At 59.2% G+C, this 13,883-nt stretch carries 12 protein-coding genes; 5 read left to right on the top strand and 7 right to left on the bottom strand.

All coding sequences use genetic code 11. The features are described from left to right. Positions 1-306 precede the first annotated feature (306 nt). Positions 307-1,383, bottom strand: a complete 1,077-nt coding sequence (gene mtnA, locus JIO00_RS08500) for an S-methyl-5-thioribose-1-phosphate isomerase (protein ID WP_010461692.1) — start codon at positions 1,381-1,383, stop codon at positions 307-309. Between the two features lie 108 nt (positions 1,384-1,491). On the opposite strand from mtnA, the gene JIO00_RS08495 reads away from it, so the two are divergent. The 5 genes from JIO00_RS08495 to JIO00_RS08475 all read left to right on the top strand — a co-directional run bounded on the left by JIO00_RS08495 (position 1,492) and on the right by JIO00_RS08475 (position 6,489). Next, complete coding sequence (locus tag JIO00_RS08495; RefSeq protein WP_077747958.1) at positions 1,492-2,826, top strand: TRZ/ATZ family hydrolase; 1,335 nt, start codon at positions 1,492-1,494, stop codon at positions 2,824-2,826. A 59-nt stretch (positions 2,827-2,885) separates the two neighbouring features. Beyond that, the gene (gene ubiG, locus JIO00_RS08490; protein ID WP_010461694.1) at positions 2,886-3,584 is read left to right on the top strand and encodes a bifunctional 2-polyprenyl-6-hydroxyphenol methylase/3-demethylubiquinol 3-O-methyltransferase UbiG; all 699 of its coding nucleotides are present in this window, start codon (positions 2,886-2,888) and stop codon (positions 3,582-3,584) included. Positions 3,585-3,588: 4 nt separating this feature from the next. After that, the gene (gene mupP, locus JIO00_RS08485; protein WP_102595641.1) at positions 3,589-4,260 is read left to right on the top strand and encodes an N-acetylmuramic acid 6-phosphate phosphatase MupP; all 672 of its coding nucleotides are present in this window, start codon (positions 3,589-3,591) and stop codon (positions 4,258-4,260) included. A gap of 187 nt (positions 4,261-4,447) precedes the next feature. Continuing rightward, a complete protein-coding gene (locus JIO00_RS08480; RefSeq protein ID WP_007899713.1) occupies positions 4,448-5,188 on the top strand; it encodes a YciK family oxidoreductase in 741 nt (246 codons plus the stop codon). 374 nt (positions 5,189-5,562) lie between these two features. Continuing rightward, positions 5,563-6,489 (top strand): GGDEF domain-containing protein, encoded by a 927-nt coding sequence (locus tag JIO00_RS08475; protein ID WP_010461702.1) that lies wholly within the window; start codon positions 5,563-5,565, stop codon positions 6,487-6,489. A 105-nt stretch (positions 6,490-6,594) separates the two neighbouring features. Here the strand turns inward: JIO00_RS08475 and JIO00_RS08470 are convergent, their stop codons facing one another. The 6 genes from JIO00_RS08470 to JIO00_RS08445 all read right to left on the bottom strand — a co-directional run bounded on the left by JIO00_RS08470 (position 6,595) and on the right by JIO00_RS08445 (position 13,882). Continuing rightward, complete coding sequence (locus JIO00_RS08470) at positions 6,595-7,356, bottom strand: TenA family transcriptional regulator (RefSeq protein WP_154503818.1); 762 nt, start codon at positions 7,354-7,356, stop codon at positions 6,595-6,597. A gap of 78 nt (positions 7,357-7,434) precedes the next feature. After that, positions 7,435-9,894, bottom strand: a complete 2,460-nt coding sequence (locus tag JIO00_RS08465) for an EAL domain-containing protein (RefSeq protein WP_077747964.1) — start codon at positions 9,892-9,894, stop codon at positions 7,435-7,437. Between the two features lie 135 nt (positions 9,895-10,029). Beyond that, the gene (locus JIO00_RS08460) at positions 10,030-11,847 is read right to left on the bottom strand and encodes an ABC transporter ATP-binding protein (RefSeq protein ID WP_200667960.1); all 1,818 of its coding nucleotides are present in this window, start codon (positions 11,845-11,847) and stop codon (positions 10,030-10,032) included. Beyond that, positions 11,840-12,442: a DsbA family protein gene (locus JIO00_RS08455; RefSeq protein ID WP_169858238.1), complete on the bottom strand. Its 603-nt coding sequence runs from the start codon at positions 12,440-12,442 to the stop codon at positions 11,840-11,842. Before JIO00_RS08455 ends, JIO00_RS08460 begins: the two co-directional genes overlap by 8 nt. Before the next feature lie 39 nt (positions 12,443-12,481). Next, a complete protein-coding gene (gene trhO / locus JIO00_RS08450) occupies positions 12,482-13,423 on the bottom strand; it encodes an oxygen-dependent tRNA uridine(34) hydroxylase TrhO (protein WP_010461707.1) in 942 nt (313 codons plus the stop codon). 165 nt (positions 13,424-13,588) lie between these two features. Next, positions 13,589-13,882, bottom strand: coding sequence for a BolA family protein (locus JIO00_RS08445; RefSeq protein WP_010461708.1), 294 nt, complete (start codon positions 13,880-13,882; stop codon positions 13,589-13,591). Position 13,883: the final 1 nt, after the last annotated feature.

Below are 13,883 nucleotides of genomic sequence, written 5' to 3'. Positions count from 1 at the left end.
GGATTTGCGCAGTAAAGACAACCCCGCGGGACTGCCTCGGAAAACGCCGGATGTTATCACAAGAGCCGCCACGCACCTATCCCCCAGACGCGCATGGAGTGTAGTTAGTTGACTGGTGGCAGGCTGAAAGGGGACGAGAGAGGCTTAGAGCCGCTCCGAATGCAGAATTGGCAGCTGATTTACGGATGTTTGTTGACTTTTAGGGCCTCATCGCTAGCAGGCTGGCTCCCACAGGATCGGTGTCGATCAAAAAACCTGTGGGAGCCAGCCTGCTGTCGATGTCGATTTACAAGGCGCCGGACGCTCTCAATGCAGACGCTTGCGGCACATCAACAGCGCCATTTTCGCCGTGTCCGGGCGCTCGACGATGCCTTTCTCAGTGACGATCGCATCGATCAGGTCCGCCGGGGTCACGTCGAACACCGGGTTGAAGGCATCAACCTCAGCCCCGACCCGCTTGCCGCCGACCTCCAGCAACTCGCGACCATCGCGCTCTTCGATAGGAATCTCGTCGCCGCTGGCCAGGTTCATGTCGATGGTAGAACTCGGCGCCACCACCATGAAGCGCACGCCGTGGTGCATGGCGTTGACTGCCAGCTGATACGTGCCGATCTTGTTGGCCACATCGCCATTGGCGGTGATCCGGTCTGCGCCGACAATCACCCAGGTCACACCCTTGGTTTTCATGATGTGCGCGGCGGCGGAGTCGGCGTTGACGGTCACGGGAATGCCTTCATTGGCCAATTCCCAGGCGGTCAATCGCGAACCTTGCAACCATGGGCGGGTTTCGTCGGCATAGACGCGCTCGACCATGCCTTCGATAAAGGCCCCGCGAATCACCCCCAACGCGGTGCCGAAACCGCCGGTGGCCAGTGCGCCGGTATTGCAGTGGGTCAGGATCGCCTGCGCGTTGCCCTGGTGCTTGCGGATCAGGTCCACACCCAATTGCGCCATGGTCAGGTTGGCTTCGCGATCGCTTTCATGAATGGCGATGGCTTCCGCCTCCAGCGCCGCGAGAGGATCCGCATCGCCCTTGAGACGATCCAGGCGGTCACGCATGCGCCCCAAGGCCCAGAACAGATTCACCGCCGTTGGACGGGAATCAGCCAGCAATGCGTAATCCTCTTCCCACTCGGCCTGCCAGTCACCACCCTCAGCTATGCGAGCGCGGGCCGACAGCACCATCGCATAGGCCGCACTGATGCCAATGGCCGGCGCGCCGCGCACCACCATCGAGCGAATGGCCTCGGCCACGCTTGCGGCGCTGGTGCAGGCGATCCACGTTTCCTCGAACGGCAAAATACGCTGATCCAGCAGGTACAGGGCGCCATCACGCCAATCGATGGCCTTCACCTTCTCCGCAGCCAACAGTCGATCGCGCATCCCACACCCCGCACTCATGAACAAAAGCCGCCGATTATAGCGATCCCCCCGCGAAGACGCTCGGGTATACTTCGCCATCCTTTACAAAAGCACTGGAACCGACCCTCGATGCCGAACACTGCCGCTGCGCTCGACCTGTTATTGCTGCCGACCTGGCTGGTACCCGTCGAACCCGCTGGTGTTGTCCTCAAAGAGCACGGCCTGGGCATTCGCGATGGACGCATCGTGTTTATCGGCCCACGAGCGGCTGCGCTGAAGCTTAACGCAACCGAAGTTCGTGAGTTGCCGGACATGTTGCTCAGCCCCGGCCTGATCAATGCCCACGGGCATGCGGCGATGACACTGTTCCGGGGCCTGGCGGACGATCTGCCGCTGATGACCTGGCTGGAAAACCACATCTGGCCCGCCGAAGCCAAGTGGGTCGACGAAGATTTTGTACGCGATGGCACCGACCTGGCGATCGCCGAGCAGATCAAAGGTGGCATCACCTGTTTCTCTGACATGTATTTCTTCCCGAAGGTTGCCAGCGAACGTGTCCATAACAGTGGCATACGCGCACAAATCGCCATTCCGATCCTCGATTTCCCGATTCCAGGGGCCAGCACGGCGGACGAGGCCATTCGTCAGGGCGTCGAATTGTTCGGCGATCTCAAGCACCACGAGCGGATCAAAGTCACGTTCGGCCCCCATGCGCCCTACACCGTGGGCGACGAAAACCTGGAGAAAATCCGGGTGATCGCCGAAGAACTGGACGCCTCGATTCACATGCACGTCCATGAAACCGCGTTCGAAGTGCAGCAATCGGTCGAGCAGCGCGGCGAGCGCCCCCTGGCCCGACTCGGCCGCCTGGGATTGCTCGGCCCGCGCTTCCAGGCCGTGCACATGACCCAGATCAGCGATGAAGACCTGGTGCTGCTGGTAGAAAGCAACACCAATGTGATTCATTGCCCGGAGTCCAATCTCAAGCTGGCGAGCGGCTTCTGCCCGGTCGAGCGTCTTTGGCAGGCTGGCGTCAATGTCGCCATCGGTACCGATGGCGCGGCCAGCAACAACGACCTCGACTTGCTCGGCGAAACCCGCACTGCCGCGCTGTTGGCCAAGGCTGTCGCTGGCTCGGCCACTGCGCTGGACGCCCATCGCGCACTGCGCATGGCCACCCTCAATGGCGCCCGTGCGCTGGGGATCGAGACTGAAACCGGTTCGCTGGAAGTTGGCAAAGCCGCGGACATCGTCGCGTTCGACCTGTCGGGCCTGGCGCAGCAACCGATCTACGATCCGGTTTCGCAGCTTATATACGCCACCGGCCGAGACTGCGTGAAACACCTGTGGGTCGCCGGCAAACAATTGCTCGACGACCGTCGCCTGACTCGCCTGGACGAGGAGCAGCTCTGCGCCACCGCCAAGGCCTGGGGTCAACGCATCAGCGGCCACACCGAACAGTAAGCCTCCCCGGACTGACTTCCGGGGCAACAGGATTTTTCAAGTTTTAGAGGATTTAAACCATGAGCAACGTCGACTACGCCGAAATCGCCAAATTCGAAGCCCTGGCCCATCGCTGGTGGGACCGCGAAAGCGAGTTCAAACCGCTGCACGACATCAACCCGCTGCGGGTCAACTGGATTGACGAACGGGTCAACCTGGCCGGCAAGAAAGTCCTCGATGTGGGCTGCGGTGGCGGCATCCTCAGCGAAGCCATGGCTCAGCGCGGCGCCACCGTCATGGGCATCGACATGGGCGAAGCGCCGCTGGCGGTCGCGCAATTGCATCAGCTGGAATCCGGCGTGAGCGTCGAGTACCGGCAGATCACCGCCGAAGCGCTGGCCGAGGAAATGCCTGAGCAGTTCGACGTGGTCACCTGCCTGGAAATGCTGGAGCACGTGCCGGATCCGTCCTCGGTGATCCGCGCCTGCTTCAAAATGGTCAAACCGGGCGGCCAGGTGTTCTTCTCCACCATCAACCGCAATCCGAAGGCGTATCTGTTCGCCATCATCGGTGCCGAATACATCATGAAGCTGCTGCCACGAGGCACTCACGACTTCAAGAAATTCATCCGTCCTTCCGAACTGGGCGCCTGGAGCCGCATGGCCGGCCTGACCGTCAAGGACATCATCGGGCTGACGTACAACCCGCTGACCAAGCACTACAAACTGGCTGCCGATGTGGACGTCAACTACATGATCCAGACCCTGCGCGAGGAGTAAGCCGATGCGTATCAGAGCAGTCCTTTTCGACATGGACGGCACGCTGCTCGACACCGCGCCGGACTTCATCGCCATCTGCCAGGCAATGCGCGCTGATCGCGGCTTGCCGCCGATGAACGACAAGCACATCCGCGACGAGATTTCCGGCGGGGCCAAGGCGATGGTCGCCGTGACCTTCTCCATGGACCCGGAATCACCGGGTTTCGAGGAATTACGCCTGGAGTTTCTGGAGCGCTACCTTACCGGTTGCGCGGTTCACAGCAAACTCTTCGACGGCATGGCCGAACTGCTGGTCGACATTGAGAAAGCCAACCTGATCTGGGGCGTGGTCACTAACAAGCCGCTGCGCTTCGCCGAGCCGATCATGCAGCAGCTTGGCCTGGCCGAGCGCTCGGCGCTGCTGATCTGCCCGGACCATGTCAAGAACAGCAAGCCGGACCCTGAGCCATTGATCCTGGCGTGCAAGATGCTCGACCTGGACCCGGCCAGCGTGCTGTTTGTGGGCGATGACCTGCGCGATATCGAATCCGGTCGTGATGCCGGCACCAAAACGGCTGCCGTGACCTACGGCTACATTCACCCGGACGACAACCCGCGGCATTGGGGGGCGGATGTGGTGGTGGATCATCCGCTTGAGTTGCGCAAGGTGCTCGATAGCGCTCTTTGCAGCTGCTGAGTACCGCAGATTTTGTGGCGCGGGAGCTTGCTCCCGCTGGGGCGCGAAGCGCCTCCTCTATCTACAAACGCATTCTGTCAGGCACACCGTATCTGGTGATTTACGACTGCTTTGCAGTCGAACGCGAGCAAGCTCCCTCGCCACTGGTTCGGTGCCGCCTTTGTGTTGAATTGTTGTGAGGTTTCTTATGTTTGATTATTCCGCCCGCCCTGAATTGCTCAAGGACCGGGTCATCCTGGTTACCGGCGCAGGTCGCGGCATTGGCGCTGCGGCGGCGAAAACCTACGCAGCCCATGGTGCAACCGTACTGCTGCTGGGCAAGACCGAAGCCAATCTGACTCAGGTCTATGACGAAATCGAAGCCGCCGGGCATCCACAGCCTGCGGTGATACCGTTCAACCTGGAAACCGCGTTGCCTCATCAATACGATGAGCTGGCCGCGATGATCGAAACAGAGTTCGGCCACCTCGACGGTTTGCTGCATAACGCGTCGATCATTGGTCCGCGCACGCCGATCGAGCAGCTGTCCGGCGAGAACTTCATGCGCGTCATGCACGTCAACGTCAATGCCATGTTCATGCTCACCAGCACCTTGCTGCCGCTGCTCAAGCTGTCTCAGGACGCTTCGGTGGTGTTCACCTCCAGCAGCGTCGGTCGTAAGGGTCGCGCGTACTGGGGCGCTTATGGCGTGTCCAAGTTTGCCACCGAAGGCCTGATGCAAACCCTGGCCGACGAAGTCGACACCGTGGCGCCGGTGCGCTCCAACAGCATCAACCCGGGCGCTACCCGCACCAGCATGCGCGCCCAGGCATACCCGGGTGAAAATCCGCTGAACAACCCTACGCCCGAGGAGATCATGCCGGTCTACCTTTACTTGATGGGTCCGGACAGCACGGGCATCAACGGCCAGGCTTTCAACGCACAGTAACAACCGCACGTCGCTTTTTGTACCGCGCCGGGTTCCCGGCGCGGCCCTGAAAGCACCCCGCAAGTGCAGTGGTTTAAGTCAATACGCCGCCGCTCTTTCTGCCTGAAACCCTTCATAAATCCTTCAACTTGTTGATTTTCAAGGATTTTTATTCAAAGGAACTCATTGGCATGACTTTCGCTCTAATTTTGCTCAGACACGCCGTGTGAAAGCAATCGGGCGGACGCCTCAGTCGATAGGTTACTTATATTCGGCAAAGCGGACTAAACTTGCGCCAAATGTCCTACGGGACTGATGGACCAGTATGACGCGCAGCCCAAAGCCGCTCTCACCCAGCCTGTAAGACAGCCTTACTGCTTAGGGGCTCACGCCATATGAAATCACCATCCCAGACCAACGCAATTGACTTCGACAGCGCCAAATTGCAACGCCTGGGCTTTGGTCAGCAACCTCCCATTCTGGAGCGGCCATTCAGCCTTGCACAAGTGCGCCAGCAACTTGGCCAGCAACTGCAGACCAGTCTTGAGCCACAACGCATTCTCGGACTTTTCTTCCGCGAGATTCAACGCCTGGTGCCGCTGGATGCGCTGACTTATCAGCACTCGGCCAGCGACTTGCGTCTGGAATTCGGGCATCGCGGCCACCATTCCGTCACTTACAGCCTCAGCCATGAAGGCGAGAACCTGGGTGAACTGGTGTTTCGCCGCAATCAGCGATTCAGCGACCACGAACAAAGCAATCTGGAATCGCTGCTGTCCACGCTCCTGTTCCCGATGCGTAACGCCCTGCTCTACCGCGCGGCGACGCAAAGTGCACTGCGCGATCCGCTGACCGATACCGGCAACCGCATCGCCATGGATCAGACCTTAGAGCGTGAAATCGAGATGTCGCGGCGCCACTTGATGCCGTTGTCACTGCTCATGCTGGACATCGATCACTTCAAAAACGTTAACGATAATTTCGGCCACAGTGCGGGCGATGACGTACTCAAGAGCGTCGCAGCCTCGATCAAGAACCAGCTACGCAACGTGGACATGGTGTTCCGTTTTGGTGGCGAAGAGTTCCTGATCCTCCTGTCCAACACCAGTCGGGAAGCCGCCGCCATGGTCGGCGAAAGACTGCGGTTTGCGGCACAGGCGCAGAGTTACAAAGCCGATGGCAATCAGATCGAGCTGACGGTCAGCCTGGGTTGCTCGACCCTGCTGCCCGGCGAATCGGCCGATAGTTTGTTGCGTCGGGCCGACAGCGCGCTGTATGTCGCCAAGCGCGAAGGGCGTAACCGGTTGGCCATGGCGGGTTAATCCTTCAGCTGAGCCACATAACTAATGTGGGAGTGGCGGTACGGCGAGCAACTCGGATCGCCGCACCGCCGCTCCTCACATTTTTTTGCCTGTAATACCTATGGATCAGCTTTCGGCCAATGCCATGCGCTCACGCGCGACCGGCGCCTTTTCAGAGTGTTCCAACTGCATGCAGCGCTCCAGGAACAGGTGCATGTAGTCGTAACTCTTGCAGACCGCCTGGCGCAATTCCACTTGCAGGGATTTACTCGGGTTCATGCCCGCCAATGTGCAGATGATTTCAAGCGCTTCCCAGGGATGGGCATCATCGTACTGAGCGTGCATCTTCAACCACTTCATGGCCCGCTTGCGATCTTCCTCCGGGAACGCGGCCGCATAGACACCATTGGAACAGACCAATGCCGACCACTCTCCGGTCGCCCCTTCGATGGCGTAGTTGGTCGCGGCAATGGCGACAATCAGCGAATCCGCCGAACTGGTGTGCCAGCACCAGTGGCTCAAGGCGTGAAGTTCAGGTGCAACATGTTGCGCCTGCAAGTCTTCCAGGCCGACCCCATGGGCCCGACTCCAGTTAACCCAGTAATCGGCATGGTTAAGTTCGACACGAATGTTACGCATCAACCAACGACGCGCCATGTCTTCACCAGGGTGGCGGGCAAAACGAGTCTTGGTCAGGTTTTGTGCCATATATAACGCGAACTGTTCAACGACGGGCCAGCCACCAATAAGGTACTGCCGCATGGTTTTTGCGCCGAGCTTATTGTCTCGCATGCGCTGATACAGTTCGTGTTCGACAACCCGGCGCTTACTCTCGCTGCAGTCCTTGATGAGCTGTTGCGCCCATGCGGGATAACTTGCAGCTTCCATGAGTGGTCCGGTTCGATTGAATGTGTCGATCACTGTCGGGCTCCTTTTGATTGTGATTGTTAGGATCAGCAAGAGATTTCAACGGAACGTGCCGGGCGCCTTGAATAACAAAGGTTGAGGCCTGGCAGGACGACTTTGCAAACTATCGCAGGTAAACAGATGCGGGCGTTCAATGACATACCCTTGAGCGAAGTCGACCCCGATCTCCAGCAATGCCTGCTCGATCTGGGGTGTTTCTACAAACTCGGCAATCGTGCGCTTACCCATGACATGGCCGATGTGATTGATCACTTCTACCATGGCGCGGTTAATCGGGTCGTCCAGCATATCCTTTACGAAACTTCCATCGATCTTCAAGAAGTCTACAGGTAAATGTTTCAAGTAGGCGAATGAGGACATACCGGCGCAGAAGTCATCCAACGAAAAGTGACAACCTAAACCTTTGAGTTCATTGATAAATCTAATTGCACTTCCCAAATTGGAAATTGCACTGGTCTCTGTAATTTCAAAACAAATCATTTCAGGTGGAATGGACCATGCAACAAACTGTTCCCTCAGGAAGTCCAGAAACGCGTCATCTCCGATAGTAGTGCCTGACAGATTAATCGCACACATGGCCAAAGGACCTTTGCGCTCTTCGGCAATACATTGGGCAATGATCTTAAAGACGTTCTGCACCACCCAACGATCAAGTGCGGTCATCAGACCATAACGTTCGGCAGCCGGAATAAAACTGTCCGGTAATATCATGCGCCCGGCTTCATCATGTAGACGCAACAGGATTTCTATATGCCCGCCGCCGTGTTCGGTATGACCAAGGGGTGCGATTTCCTGGGAATACAGGCAAAAGCGATCCTCTTCCAGGGCCATGTGCAGGCGCTGTACCCACGCCATCTCACCGAAACGCAGGGACAGTTCCGAATCATCGGCGTTATACACCTGAACACGGTTACGCCCTTTTTCCTTGGCCATGTAACAGGCCATATCGGCAGCACGCAGCGAGGCTTCGAGGGTTGTCGGGGTTTGCGCGATATGAACCATCCCGATGCTCACCGTTGTGACGAATGGCCGGCCTTTCCACACAAAGTGCAGGTTCTGCACGGTATGGCGCAGGCTCTCGGCAATTTTCTCGGCCGCTTCCGGCGGACAGTCTTCCAGCAAAATCCCGAACTCGTCGCCACCCAGCCGGGCCAGCGTGTCACCTTCGCGCAAGCCTGATTGCAACAGCGCGCAGATATGCCGAAGCAGTTCGTCACCCGCCGCATGGCCGCAGGTATCGTTGACCAGTTTGAACTGGTCCAGATCGAGGAACATCAAGGCATGGCGCCCAGAGTATCGGGTCAGGTTGTGCAACGCCTGCTCCAGGCGATACTCGAACTCGCGACGATTGGCCAGCCCGGTCAGGGCGTCGTGGGTCGCCTGCCAGGACAGATTGGCGATGTACTGGCGCTCCTGAGTCATGTCATGCAACACCAGCACGGCGCCACTGACCTTGTCGGCGTTGCGGATCGGCGCCCCGACCAGGGTGACCGAGACGGTGCTGCCGTCGAGGCGCTGGATCAGTTTGGAATGCTCGCTGGCGCCGCTGAGCTGACCGCTCAATATGTGCTCGATCAAGGTAAAGCCGTCAGCCTGAGCGTTGTCATCCAGCAGATTGAACAAGGCCGCCAGCGGCAAGCCGATGGCCTGCTCGCCTTTCCAGTGAGTCAACGCCTCGGCCGCCGGGTTCATGTAGGCGATCGCACCGTCGACATCCGTGGTAATCACCCCGTCGCCAATGGATTGCAGGGTGATCTGCGCCCGGTCTTTCTCCAACTGCAAGGCCTCGGCAAAGGCATGGCGCTGTTTGAGCAGTTTGTGGGTACGCATCAACGCTAATGCAATCAAGCCCAGGGCCGTGGCCAGGTTCGTGACCAGCAGCAGGCGCAGAATCAAGCGCGAGCCCTCGCCCAAGGCATCGCTGAAGGCAGTGGCGGCAGGCGTCACACCATCGTTGATTGCAAAAATCTGGTCTTTCCAGCGCTTGATGTCGGCGTCCGACGCCTGATTTTCGGTAATGCGCCGGTGCATCTCTTGGGCGACGTTATCGAGTTGCACCAGATACGCGTCACCCACCGTCCAGCGGTCGATGGCTTTTTCAAGGTAACTGAAATGCCTGAAATTGAGGTACAGCCAGATCACGCTGGAGACGTCGTCGGGATGATTGCCCCCCTTGAGAATCGCCACCCGTGCGGCTTCGATATTCGGTGGCTGATGATCCAGCGCCACGCGCAACTCGTGACCACCCTGGGGTACGGCAATGGCGTTCTGGTACTTGAGGAAAATGGCCTCGTCGCGACTGTCCGCGTAGAGATTGAGGTAATAGATGGCGTCCTTCTGGCCCTTGGACCACAGGCTCTCCCCGGCCACATAGCCGCGAACTGCCGAAAGTACATAGAGACTGACCCCGCCCAACAGCGCTTGAAATAGCACTACGGCAATAAATGGCCAGACGATGCCCAATAACCTAGGGGTTCCGAGAGTCCGCTTTTGCTTCATGAGGTCCCTTGTATTAGCACTGCCAGATCATCATCCAACGTGATCGCTACAGCTAGACTAGGGTGCGTATTCGATCCCGGCAAGCCAGCGCCCGTATTTTGCATGCACTTGCCGCAAACCTGACGCGGGCTGTCACTAATGCTGCTGTAAATGGCCATAAAGCTTGGCGTACAACCCACCTTCGGCAATCAGTTGCTGATGGTCACCATCCTCGGCAATTTGGCCGCCGTCGAACACCAGCACCCGATCAGCCTGTTTCACCGCCGACAACCGATGCGCAATGATCAGCGTGGTGCGGTTGCTCAAGAACCGCGCCAGCGCCAGGTGCAGGTTGTATTCGGTGGCAGCGTCCAGCGCCGAGGTGGCCTCGTCGAGAATCACCACCTTGGGTTCGGCCAGCACCATCCGCGCAATCGCCAACCGTTGCCGCTGACCACCGGACAAGCGCACGCCAGAGCGTCCGACAATGCTGTCCAGACCATCAGGCAATTCTCGAACCGTTTGGTTCAGCTGGGCAATCTCCAGCGCTTGCCAGCAGGCCTCGTCGCTGCGCAGACGGCCCATCGTCAGATTGGCGCGTATCGTGTCATTGAACAGCGCGGGGTGTTGCAGGACCACGGCGACGTTTTCGCGCACGGTCTCCAGGCCGATCTCCTGCTGGGTCGAGCCACCGAAGCGGATGGTCCCGGCAAGGGGCGTGTACAACCCCAGCAGCAACTGCACCAGGGTGCTCTTGCCACCACCGCTGGCACCGACAATCGCCACTTTTTCACCGGGGGCGATGGACAGGTCCATCTGGTTCAACACCAACTCGTCGCCGTATCCGAAACTCAAGCCCTGGACTTCGATGCCCACGGTGTCCCGCCCCTGAAACGGATCGACACCGCCGGGGTATTGCGGCTCATCGTCGCGTGCCAGCAACTCGTTGATCCGCGACAGCGCACCGCCGGCGGCGTAATAGGCGTATTGCAAATTGAGTAACTGCTCCACCGGACCGATCATGAACCACAGGTAGCTGAACACCGCCAGCATCTGCCCGACGGACAAGTCGGAGAACAACACGGTGAGCATCGCCGCGGCGCGGAAAATATCGATGCCGAACTGGAACAGCAAGCCACTGGCACGGTTCGACGCATCGGTCTTCCACTGCGAGGTCACCGCATAATCGCGCACTTCCCGGGCCCGCTGCCCCAGACGCCCGAGGAAAAACCCCTGACGGTTGCCGGCACGCACTTCCTGGATCGAGTCGAGGGTTTCGGTCAGGGCCTGGGTGAAACGCGAGGTGCTGTCATTCTCGAGCTTCTTCAGGTGCTTGACCCGCTTGCCCAGTTGCACCGTGGCGTAGATCACCAGCGGATTGAACAACATGATCAAAAGCGCCAGCTTCCAGTGCATCCAGATCAGAATGCTTGCAGTGCCGACCAGCGTCAGCATCGCCACGAGGAATCGACTGAGTGTCTCGCCGACAAATTTGTCCAGCGTGTCCAGGTCCGTGACCAGGTGCGTGGTCACCGTGCCGCTGCCCAGGCTTTCGTATTCCCCCAGGGAAATACGCTTGAGCCGTTCGATCAGCCGTATGCGGATGCGATACACGATGTCTTTGGCCAGCGCCGCGAACAACTTCGCCTGCACCACGTTAAACAGCAAGGCGCCGCAGCGCAGCAACAAGGTCACCAGCAGCATCAGGCCGATGTAGCCCGCCGCTTTCTGCCAGCCTTCCGGCAACGCGTGGTTCATGATTTTCAGCGCGGAATCGCCATGCCCCAGCAGCACTTCGTCCACCAGCAACGGCAGCAGCAACGGAATCGGCACGCTGCACAGGGTGGCCAGCACCGCCACGCCATTGGCGATCCACAGGGATTTTTTATGGTGAAGTGCCAGCCGCCGGATTTCAGCCCAACTCAGCCGATCGACACGCTTGGGAGCTGGCGTGTCATCGGGCAGGTCATGCACAGGCAGCGCGCTCCAGCCAACGGCCGAGCAATGGCGACAATTCACTCAAGGGTTGATAGCCATTGGTCAGCAGCGCCAGTTGCCCGCTACGTTCGGCCAACAGCGTTGGGAATCCGGCGATGCCGAGGTCCTGGACCCAGGTGAAATCGGCAGCAGTCGCGGCGTGCTGATCGGCACGGTCGAACGCGGCCGCAAACTCGATGCGCGGCAGGCCGGCTTTCTCGGCCAACTCGACCAGGACACTGGCGTGGGTGACGTCTCGGCCTTCGGCATAGAACGCGTGCTGAATGAGGCCGAGCAGTTTCCACGCGCAATCCGGCGCCAGGCTACGCGCGGTCACCAACGCCCGGCAGGCAGGCTCGGTGTCGTAGACAAAACCGTCAGGCAATGCGCCTTCGGTCTTGAACGGTTGGCCGGTGGCCTGGGTGACGGCTTGCCAATGCTCAAGGATGTAGCGCCGGGTAGTCGGCTCCAATGCGGAGCCGCTGCCGGTGCGCAAGCCGCCCACCACCAGGTGCACGTCCACCCCTGCAGCCTGCGCCTGCTCGACCAGCGCGTTGGCGACGGGCGCAAAGCCCCAGCACCAGGAACACATCGGGTCCATCACATAGAGCAGGCGTTGGGCAGACATGGTTCAAGCCTCTGAAGGAGTTTGCTTGTAGTTGTAGCCGATCGGGTGAGGCAGGTTGCGCGCCTTGGCCAGTTCGATCTGCTTCTGCCGATCAATGGCGCTGCGACGGGTTTTCTCGCTCAGCGTATCCCAGCAATGCGGGCAACTGATGCCGGCCACGTAATGCTCGGACGTGCGGTCTTCGACGCTTACCGGCGTACGACAGGCATGACATTGATCGTAGTCGCCTTCGCTGAGGTCATGGCGCACGGTCACGCGGTTGTCGAACACGAAGCAGTCGCCCTGCCATTTGGTTTCTTCCTGCGGCACCTCTTCAAGGTACTTCAGGATACCGCCCTTGAGGTGATAGACCTCGTCGAAACCCTGGCTGAGCATGTAGCTAGAGGCCTTCTCACAACGAATGCCGCCGGTGCAGAACATCGCGACTTTCTTGTGCACGGCCGGGTCGAAGTGGGCTTTGATGTAGTCGGGGAATTCGCGAAAACTGGTGGTTTTCGGGTCGATGGCGCCTTCGAAGGTGCCGATCGAAACCTCGTAGTCGTTGCGGGTGTCGATCAACAGCACTTCAGGGTCGCTGATCAGCGCATTCCAGTTCTGTGGATCGACGTAGGTGCCGACCTGTTTGTTCGGGTCCACGCCTTCGACGCCGAGGGTGACGATTTCTTTCTTGAGCTTGACCTTGGTGCGGTAGAACGGCTGGTCGTCGCAGTACGACTCTTTGTGGTCGATGTCGTCCATGCGCGGGTCGTTCTTGAGCCAGGCCATCAGCCCGTCTATACCTTCGCGGCTGCCGGACACGGTACCGTTGATGCCTTCTTCGGCGATCAGCAGCGTGCCCTTGATGCCATTGTCGACCATGGCTTGCAGCAGTGGCTCGCGCAGGGCAACGTAATCTTCCAGAGTGACGAACTTATACAGTGCCGCCACGACAATCTGTTGTGTCATGGGTGTTTCTCCAGGTGGCTACCCTCGCAAAGGGTGAACCGGAATAAAAAAAACGCGCCGGGTGAGCGGCGCGTTGGGCAGTCTATCAAAAATAAGTGCTTCTGTAGGAGCAAGGCTTGCCCGCGAAGGCGATCTTGAGGACGCCTTCGCGGGCAAACCTGGCTCCTAGCTGCCGCCAGCGCAGGTTGGCGAGGCCGGGGCCGCGTCGATCTGTGCCCATTCTTCAGGCGTGTAGGTATGCAACGCCAACGCATGGAACTCGCCCATCAGCTCGCCGAGCGTACCGTAGACTTTCTGGTGACGCTTGACGCGGTTGAGCCCTTCAAACTGCTGGCTGACCACCACCGCCTTGAAGTGGGTCTGCAACCCACGGCTGTGCATGTGGCTTTCATCCAGCACTTGCAGATGCTCGGGCTGTAACAAGCCCAGCGTCGATTCGATGCGTTGTTGCATGGTCATA

The sequence above is a fragment of the Pseudomonas sp. SW-3 genome, from assembly GCF_016615645.1.
Classification (GTDB): domain Bacteria; phylum Pseudomonadota; class Gammaproteobacteria; order Pseudomonadales; family Pseudomonadaceae; genus Aquipseudomonas; species Aquipseudomonas mandelii.
This window is presented reverse-complemented; position numbering and strand designations above follow the sequence as displayed.

Coding starts and splice junctions, on each gene's coding strand:
- mtnA (WP_010461692.1), bottom strand. CDS start 1,383: ATGCGCGATCGACTGTTGGCTGCGGAGAAGGTGAAGGCCATCGATTGG.
- JIO00_RS08495 (WP_077747958.1), top strand. CDS start 1,492: ATGCCGAACACTGCCGCTGCGCTCGACCTGTTATTGCTGCCGACCTGG.
- ubiG (WP_010461694.1), top strand. CDS start 2,886: ATGAGCAACGTCGACTACGCCGAAATCGCCAAATTCGAAGCCCTGGCC.
- mupP (WP_102595641.1), top strand. CDS start 3,589: ATGCGTATCAGAGCAGTCCTTTTCGACATGGACGGCACGCTGCTCGAC.
- JIO00_RS08480 (WP_007899713.1), top strand. CDS start 4,448: ATGTTTGATTATTCCGCCCGCCCTGAATTGCTCAAGGACCGGGTCATC.
- JIO00_RS08475 (WP_010461702.1), top strand. CDS start 5,563: ATGAAATCACCATCCCAGACCAACGCAATTGACTTCGACAGCGCCAAA.
- JIO00_RS08470 (WP_154503818.1), bottom strand. CDS start 7,356: ATGGAAGCTGCAAGTTATCCCGCATGGGCGCAACAGCTCATCAAGGAC.
- JIO00_RS08465 (WP_077747964.1), bottom strand. CDS start 9,894: ATGAAGCAAAAGCGGACTCTCGGAACCCCTAGGTTATTGGGCATCGTC.
- JIO00_RS08455 (WP_169858238.1), bottom strand. CDS start 12,442: ATGTGTTCCTGGTGCTGGGGCTTTGCGCCCGTCGCCAACGCGCTGGTC.
- trhO (WP_010461707.1), bottom strand. CDS start 13,423: ATGACACAACAGATTGTCGTGGCGGCACTGTATAAGTTCGTCACTCTG.
- JIO00_RS08445 (WP_010461708.1), bottom strand. CDS start 13,882: ATGACCATGCAACAACGCATCGAATCGACGCTGGGCTTGTTACAGCCC.